Below are 6,999 nucleotides of genomic sequence, written 5' to 3' on the forward strand. Positions count from 1 at the left end.
CGCAGCTGCCCGAGGCGGCGCGGCGCGGCGCCACGGTTGCCGGCGAGCGCCACGCCGGCGCCGGCATCGGCTTGACCCGGCCGCCGGCCAACTTGACGGGCCGGCCTTCGGCTGGTGCGAGGACGGTCTTGCCTGGAGGATCGCCGTCTATCCGCGAACGATGGCGGCGATCACGGCGGCCGTGCGCCACCTGTTCCCGCCCGGTCCGGTGATCGTCGCCGACAATTACGTCCACGCGCCGGTGCTGGGTGTGCTCGCACCGGAGGCGGCAGCATGAGCCGGCCCTCGGTCGTCTTCCACGTCGATCTGGTGCAGGACGTCGCCGTGCTGCGCCCGCTGATGCGGCTCGCGCGCCAGGAGGGCGATCTCGATCTGGCGCTGCTGGTGACGAAGCGCTTTGCCGGGCTCGACGCGACCGGTCTCTGGGCCGGCGAGCTCGACCGCCTCTGCGCCGAACTCGGCGTCGTGCGCGAAACCTACGGCTCCGAGGTCGAGGCGCTGGCGCGGCTTGCCGATCGCCGTGGCCTTGTCATCGCCGGCAGCGAATCCTCGGTCTCCAATCACGTCCTGACCCACCGGCTGATGCGCGTACTCCCGCCGTGCCTCCTCGGCGTCACCCTGCAGCACGGCCTCGAATGCGTCGGCTTCCTCCACAACGAACGCCACGACGCAACCGCCGGGCTCGACGTGCGCTTCGGCGCCGATGTCGTGGTCGGCTGGTTTGCGCCCGAACGTCTGGCCGCGCTTCCCGCCTGCGAGCGCAGCAAGCTGTTCGTCGCCGGGCCGACCGCGCTGATCGACGGACGGCCATCGCCGCGCCCGGACGTCATCCCGCCGCGGCGCGGCATCGTCTGCGAGAACCTGCATTCCGTGCGCTTTGCCACTGACGGGCTGAAGCGGCGCTTCATCGACGTGTTCCGCGGCTTTGCCGGCGCCATGGCAGCCATCGGCACGCAGACCGTGCTGCGGCCGCACCCGGCTGGCCGCTTCACCGAACGCAACGCGGTCGATCTGCCGGGCAACGTCGCCCGCAGCACCGGGCCGCTCTACGACGAGGATCTGACCGCCTACGGCTTTGCTATCTCGGCGCCGTCCTCGGTGCTGCTCGACTTCGTTCTCGCGCGGGTGCCGGTCGCGGTCTGGATCGAGGGCGGCGAGGTCGACGCCAGCAATTTCGCCGGCCTGCCCACGGTCTCGTCGCTGGACGACTGGACCGCCTTCGCGCAGGCGGCGCTGGCCCGTCCCGCCGAGTTGCTGGCCGGTCAGGAAGCCTGGCTGTCGGGCCTCGCCATGCCGGCGGACGTCAGGACCCGCTACGTTGAGCTTCTGGCGCTGTCGCGGAGCGTCTGACGAAGTTCTCGCCGAGGCCTGCAAGGCGCGGATCGACACCGGCCAGCAGGGCCAGCACTTGCGCGCGCAGATGCCCGGGCGAATAGGCGTCGATCAGCCGGCGCTGGGCGCGCAGGGCCATGCGGTAGCGCGCGTCCGGATCGGCAACCAGCCCGTCGAGCCCGTCGAACCACTCGGCTTCCGTGCGCGCCAGCAGGCCGCAGCCATCCGCGCAGACCGTGTCGTAGACCGTGTCGGCGCTCGCGACCGTCGCCATGCCGCAGGCGGTGTATTCGAGCCACTTGATGTCGGACTTCACCAGATTGAAGTCATCCCGCACCAGCGGACAGATGCCGACATCCCATTCGAGGCTGGCAAGGCGGCGGACGAAGGCGTCATAGCCCCCGACCGGTCCGAACACCCGGATCCGGTCGGCAAAGCGGGCGAGCGACGGCGGGATCGGGATCGGGCCGAACACGTCGAAGCCGACCTCGGGCCGCCGGTCCAGCAGCCGCGCCAGGGCCCCGGCGACGAGGGCGAAGTCGGCCGCGTGGTCGAAACCCATGTAGCCGATGCGGCGGGTCGGTCCGCGGGCGGGCAGCCGCAGGCAGGGGAGGGCGTTGATGATGCCGGACACCACGGCGCGGCGCACCGGTTGCTTCGCCGTCATCCGCGCCGCAAGAACGGCATTCGAAAAGTAGACCGCGTCGCTGTCCGCCATCAGCCGGCGCACGGTGGCAAGGCGGGCGGGGTCGTTGTGGAAGGCATGCTTGACCGCGCCGATCGATTTCGGCACGTCGAGCAGGTCGTCGTCGAGATGGGTGATGACCTTGCCCCCGCGCTTTCGAACGGCCGCCATGATCTCCTCGGTGCCCGCCCCGCTGTAGCGGCAGAAGACCACGAGGTCCGGCGCGATCTCGCCCATAAGCGGGCCGAGCGACCCCTCGGCGATCCGCTCGTCGATCGTCGGCTCGAACAGGAAGCGCAGGTCGACCAGCCCGGCCTGCTCCAGCGGCGCCAGCGGATGGACGAAGCTGAACTGCAGCGTCGGCACCATGCCGTTGGCGACGAACAGGAGCCGTGGCGGTCCCGGACGGCGGAAGACCGCGCTGAGAAGTCGAGAACCGGGCAGGGAGCGGGACATCGGCGGTCGGGTGCTTTCTGCGTTGAGGCAGGCGCCTGCGCGTCAGGCCGTTGTTCGCATGCTACAAACGTCGAAGCCTCGCGTGAAGGATGTTGACGCCGCTTTTCGGACATGGTCGGTCAAGTGAATACAGTCTGCGGCACCGGTGAGCCGGGTCGCGGGCGACGGTCGGACGGCAATGGAGCGGCGGAGAGCATGGGACCGAAGGTCGACGGGGTGGCGGGCGACGAGACGCTGCCGGCGCGCAGCGACGTGGTGATCGTCGGCGGCGGTATCATCGGCGTCTGCACGGCGCTGGAACTGGCCGAGGCCGCGTCTCGGTGACGCTGTGCGAGAAGGGCCACGTCGGCGGCGAGCAGTCGAGCCGGAACTGGGGCTGGTGCCGCAAGATGGGCCGCGATCCGCGCGAGATCCCGCTGTCGATCGAGGCGCTGCGGCTCTGGTCCGGCATGAATGCGCGGATCGGCCTGGAGACCGGCTTCCGCACCACCGGCATCCTCTATCTCGCCGAAAGCGAGGCGCAGATGGCCGATCGCGCCGCCTGGCTCGACTACGCCCGCCCCTACCAGCTCGACAGCCGGGCGATCGGCCCGGCCGAGGTCGACGCGCTCCTGCCGGGCAACACCCGCCCCTATGTCGGCGCGGTCTACACCGCGAGCGACGGCCGGGCCGAGCCGCAGAAGGCGGCCCCGGCGATTGCCGCTGCCGCACGCGCCAAGGGTGCGATCGTGCTCCAGAACTGCGCCGTGCGCGGCGTCGAGACCGCCGGCGGCCGGGTCAGCGCCGTCGTGACCGAGCGCGGGCGGATCGTCACCAGCCAGGTGGTGGTGGCGGGCGGGGCCTGGTCGCGGCTGTTCACCCTGCCGCTCGGCCTGCGCCTGCCGCAGCTGAAGGTGCGCTCGACCGTGCTGCGCACCGCACCGGTGGAGGGCGGCCCGACCACGGCGGGCTGGACCAACGCGGTCGCCTGGCGCAAGCGGCTCGACGGCGGCTATTCGCTCGCCAACGGCCACGGCGGCATCGCCGACATCGTGCCGGACAGCTTCCGCTTCTTTCTCGACTTCCTCCCCGCGCTGCGCGCCGAGTGGAATTCGCTGCACCTGCGGCTCGGTGCCCGCTTCGTCGAGGAGTTCCTGAACTGGCGGCCGGCGGCGCTCGACGAGGTCTCGCCCTATGAGCGCGTGCGCGTGCTCGATCCGGAGCCGGACATGAAGGGAAGTCTGGCCGCCAAGAAGGCCTTCGACGCCAACTTCCCGCAGCTTGCCGGCGCGCGGGTCGAGCAGCACTGGGCTGGCATGATCGACGCGACCCCGGACGCGGTGCCGGTGATCTCGTCGATCGACACGATGCCGGGCCTGTTCGTCGCCACCGGCTTTTCCGGCCACGGCTTCGGCATCGGCCCGGGCGCGGGCCGGCTGATGGCCGAACTGGTGCGCGGCGTGACCCCGGTGGTCGACCCGACGCCCTTCCGCTTCTCCCGCTTCACCGACGGCTCGAAGCCGCGGCCGATCGCCGGGCTGTGAGCCCGGCCTTCACCCTTCGATAGCGGCCGCGGGACCCGTCGCCGGCAGCCGCGCGCGGATCTCGTCCGCAAGCCGCGCGAGCGGGATCCGCCAGTCGCCGGGCTCGACCTGCCGCAGGTAGCTGACGCTCGAAAAACTGTCCGAGCGCGTGTAGCCGCCCGTCCAGCCGTAGGGCGAGGCGAGCGGCTGGAGGAGCAGGGTCGGCACGCCGCAGGCCCCGGCGAAGAAGGGGATGCTGCTGTCGATCGAGACCACCATCGTGCAGGAGCGGATCAGGTCGACGTAGCCGAGATAGTCGCTGAGACCGTCGGTGTCGGGTACGGCGATCCGGTCGCGAAGACCGGCGGCCTCGATCTGGGCGATGGCCTCGTCGCGCTGCGGTTGCAGGCTGACGAAGGTGATCTCCTCGGCGACCGGCTCGAGCGCCCGCCAGACCTCGTCCAGCCCGATGTTCCGCTTCTGGCTGGAGCGGGGATTGGGCGTCCACCAGCCGAGGCCGATCCGCGGCCGCGGCTCGCGGCGTCGGGAGACGCCGTAGGTGACGAACAGCGGCGCCATCGTCGGGGCAAAGCCGTAGCGTCCCGCCAGGATCGGCAGATCGGGCGCCGCCAGCTTCAGCCCCTCGAAATCCTGGACGATCGCGAGCAGGCCGTCCGGGTCTTCGTAGGGAACGAAGCGCGCCGCGCTGGCAAAGGCACTGTCGAACAGCTTCCGCAACCGCACCGGCAGCGCGATGGTGATCTTCTCGTGGAAGCGACGCAGGCCGGCCAGCCAGCGGCTGAAGAAGATCATGTTGCCGACGCCGTAATTCTCCTCGAAGGCGATCAGCAGCGGCGCCCCGGGCAGGACCGCGTCAGGCGCCGACAGGAGGACGCCGAGCCGCGGATCGGCCCAGTCGGCGGCAAAGCGGCGCCGGTAGGCATGCCAGGACACGACGTCGCGCGGGTCGGCGGCCAGCCGGCAGGTCCAGGCGGTCGGGTCGAGATCGGCATAGGCGGCAAAGCCGCCGTCGGCGGCGAGGATGCGGTCCGACACCTCCAGCAGGCAGTCGAGCTGCGCCGAGGTCTGCAGGTTGACCAGACGCTGCTGGCGCACCTGTCCGCGCCGCTTCCACGGCACGTCGGCCTTGCGGAAGAAGGCCTCCGCCAACGGCGCCTGTCCGAGCCGGGCAAGGCACATGCCGGTGCGATAGTTCGGATTGGGATCCGGCGTCAGGTTCCGGGACAGCAGCACGGCCGGGCGCAGACTGTCGCCGGCCTTCAGCATCGCCTGCGCGCGCTGGTTCAAGGCAGGCGCGGCCTCGGTAGCCGCCGCCGGCCCGGCGCCGGCTTCGGTGCCTGTGTCAGTGCCTGTGGGAAGGTGGGCTTCGGAGCCCTGTTCGCGCCCGCTTCAGGCGGGGACACGGCTGCAGCGGTCGCGGTGGCCGGGTAGGTCTCGAGGCCATGATCGGCCTGGATCTGGGCGAGGACCGCGACGGCGTCACCGTCGCCCGCATCTGCCGCCACGCCGATGGCCTCGATGAGCCCGCCCGTCAGCAGTTTGGCTTTCGCCGCGGCCTTCAGCACGGCCGCGCGATCGTCCTTCGACAGTCGGCCATGGAGCAGGGCGTCCTCGACCACGCGCGCCGGTGCCGCTTCGGGGCCGCGCTTCAGCGTGTCCTGCAGCCGCCGCAGGACCAGCCCGGCGTCGGCGGAGGCGGGCCTGGAAGGGCGCGCCAGCAGCCCGGCCAGCGGATGCTGGTCGAGACGGGTGGCGAGGCGCCGCAGCTTGCGTCCCGCCGCGGCAAAGTCGGCTTCCCGCTCGGCCATGCGGGCGAGCGCCCGCTCGGGGCGTTCATCGGCACCGACCAGCGCGTCGAGACCGACGTGTTCCTCGGCGAAGGCCGCCATCTTGTGCGAGTTCGACGGCAGGAGCGCCACCGGCCGGCCGGCCATCACCGCCGCGACCGCACCGTGATAGCGGGCCGTGAGAAGCTGCCCGCCGGTGCGCATCATCGCAAGGAGGAAGGGATAGGCCGCGCCGTTGCGCGCGCTGTCGAAGGCGTGGAACCAGGTGCGGCCCCAGTGGCGCTCGAGGAACCCGTGGATCGCGACGCCCGACACATCGGCGACCTCGCGGTGCCAGTCGGTCACGATCGTCTCGACGAAGGGAACGACCGGCAGGTCGAGCGCCGCGAAGGGGGCCCAGACGAAGGCGTCCGGCCGCAGGACAGCTTCGATGCCGTTGTCGGCCAGATAGGCCGCGGAGGTCCGGTCGCGCACGGAAATGCCGTCGCAGCTGCGCAGCATGTCGAGCGCGGCGGGATAGTCCTCCACCAGGGCATTGACGAAATAGACCGCCTTGCCGGCGGCCTTGGCGAAGGCGACGAGGGCGAGATATTCGTCGCAGCGGCCGTGGTGGAAGGTGCCCTCGCCGTTGATGACGATGGCATCCGAGGCGCGGATCATCTCGCCCTGGATGGATTTTCCGAGAAACTCGATCGCGGCTTCGCGCGGGCGCCGGCGGATCTTCTTCAGTTCGTTGGTATAGAGCGACCCGGTCAGGGCGATCCCGCGGGCTTTCAGGAATCGCCGCAAGCCGGCCTGGACGGCCTGGCAGCCGGGATGGGGCTGCAGGCCGGTGTCGTTGATCAGGAGGACGCGCATGGCAACTCCGGCGCGTGGAGACGTCCACGGAAGGATGGCAATCGGGGCGGACGATGTCACGCGGGACGGGGCGAGCGCAACCTCCCGGCGATGGCACGTCCCGCCTGTCTCGGGCGGTCCTTTCGCACTCAGCCCCGCGCGGCCGCTGTCACATACGACCGCCAGCCGCCGAAGGCGGTGATGTCCTGCGCATCGGCGATGGCCGCGCCTTCGCAGAGGAAGCCCTTGACGGTGCGGCCGTCCGCAAGGCGCAGGGTGCCGATGCCGAGCGGCGAGGGGATGGCAGCGACGAGGCGGCCGAAGCCGGCCGGCGTCAGCGACCAGATTTCCACCTCGATGGCAGCGCCGGCGCCGTCGG

Annotated in this window: 6 protein-coding genes and 1 pseudogene; 3 read left to right on the top strand and 4 right to left on the bottom strand. The window is 71.1% G+C overall.

Annotation, left to right across the window (positions count from 1 at the left end; genetic code table 11):
- Together A6302_RS23685 and A6302_RS18605 are read left to right on the top strand one after the other, a co-directional pair.
- On the top strand, positions 1-277 hold a 277-nt coding region (locus A6302_RS23685), incomplete at its 5' end, for a hypothetical protein (RefSeq protein WP_210183390.1).
- Positions 274-1,350: a hypothetical protein gene (locus tag A6302_RS18605; RefSeq protein WP_069308289.1), complete on the top strand. Its 1,077-nt coding sequence runs from the start codon at positions 274-276 to the stop codon at positions 1,348-1,350. The genes A6302_RS23685 and A6302_RS18605, both read left to right, overlap by 4 nt.
- Here A6302_RS18605 and A6302_RS18610 read toward each other — a convergent pair.
- The gene (locus A6302_RS18610; RefSeq protein WP_069308290.1) at positions 1,304-2,473 is read right to left on the bottom strand and encodes a glycosyltransferase family protein; all 1,170 of its coding nucleotides are present in this window, start codon (positions 2,471-2,473) and stop codon (positions 1,304-1,306) included. The genes A6302_RS18605 and A6302_RS18610 overlap by 47 nt on opposite strands.
- Before the next feature lie 195 nt (positions 2,474-2,668).
- Between A6302_RS18610 and A6302_RS18615 the strand changes: the two are divergent.
- A pseudogene (locus A6302_RS18615) lies at positions 2,669-3,996 on the top strand (NAD(P)/FAD-dependent oxidoreductase).
- Positions 3,997-4,005: 9 nt separating this feature from the next.
- Here A6302_RS18615 and A6302_RS18620 read toward each other — a convergent pair.
- From A6302_RS18620 to A6302_RS18630, 3 genes are all read right to left on the bottom strand, one after another.
- The gene (locus A6302_RS18620) at positions 4,006-5,283 is read right to left on the bottom strand and encodes a hypothetical protein (protein WP_069308291.1); all 1,278 of its coding nucleotides are present in this window, start codon (positions 5,281-5,283) and stop codon (positions 4,006-4,008) included.
- Positions 5,280-6,641: a polysaccharide pyruvyl transferase family protein gene (locus A6302_RS18625; protein ID WP_069308292.1), complete on the bottom strand. Its 1,362-nt coding sequence runs from the start codon at positions 6,639-6,641 to the stop codon at positions 5,280-5,282. Before A6302_RS18625 ends, A6302_RS18620 begins: the two co-directional genes overlap by 4 nt.
- A 128-nt stretch (positions 6,642-6,769) precedes the next feature.
- Positions 6,770-6,999 (bottom strand): allophanate hydrolase-related protein (locus tag A6302_RS18630; RefSeq protein ID WP_425349177.1); only part of this gene is annotated, 230 nt, incomplete at its 5' end.

Origin of the sequence: Methylobrevis pamukkalensis (genome assembly GCF_001720135.1) — a bacterium.
Taxonomy (GTDB): Bacteria; Pseudomonadota; Alphaproteobacteria; order Rhizobiales; family Pleomorphomonadaceae; genus Methylobrevis; species Methylobrevis pamukkalensis.

What these genes read in the sequence shown, in the direction of transcription:
- A6302_RS18610 (WP_069308290.1), bottom strand. Translation starts at nt 2,473, where the DNA reads ATGTCCCGCTCCCTGCCCGGTTCTCGACTTCTCAGCGCGGTCTTCCGC.
- A6302_RS18625 (WP_069308292.1), bottom strand. Translation starts at nt 6,641, where the DNA reads ATGCGCGTCCTCCTGATCAACGACACCGGCCTGCAGCCCCATCCCGGC.
- A6302_RS18605 (WP_069308289.1), top strand. Translation starts at nt 274, where the DNA reads ATGAGCCGGCCCTCGGTCGTCTTCCACGTCGATCTGGTGCAGGACGTC.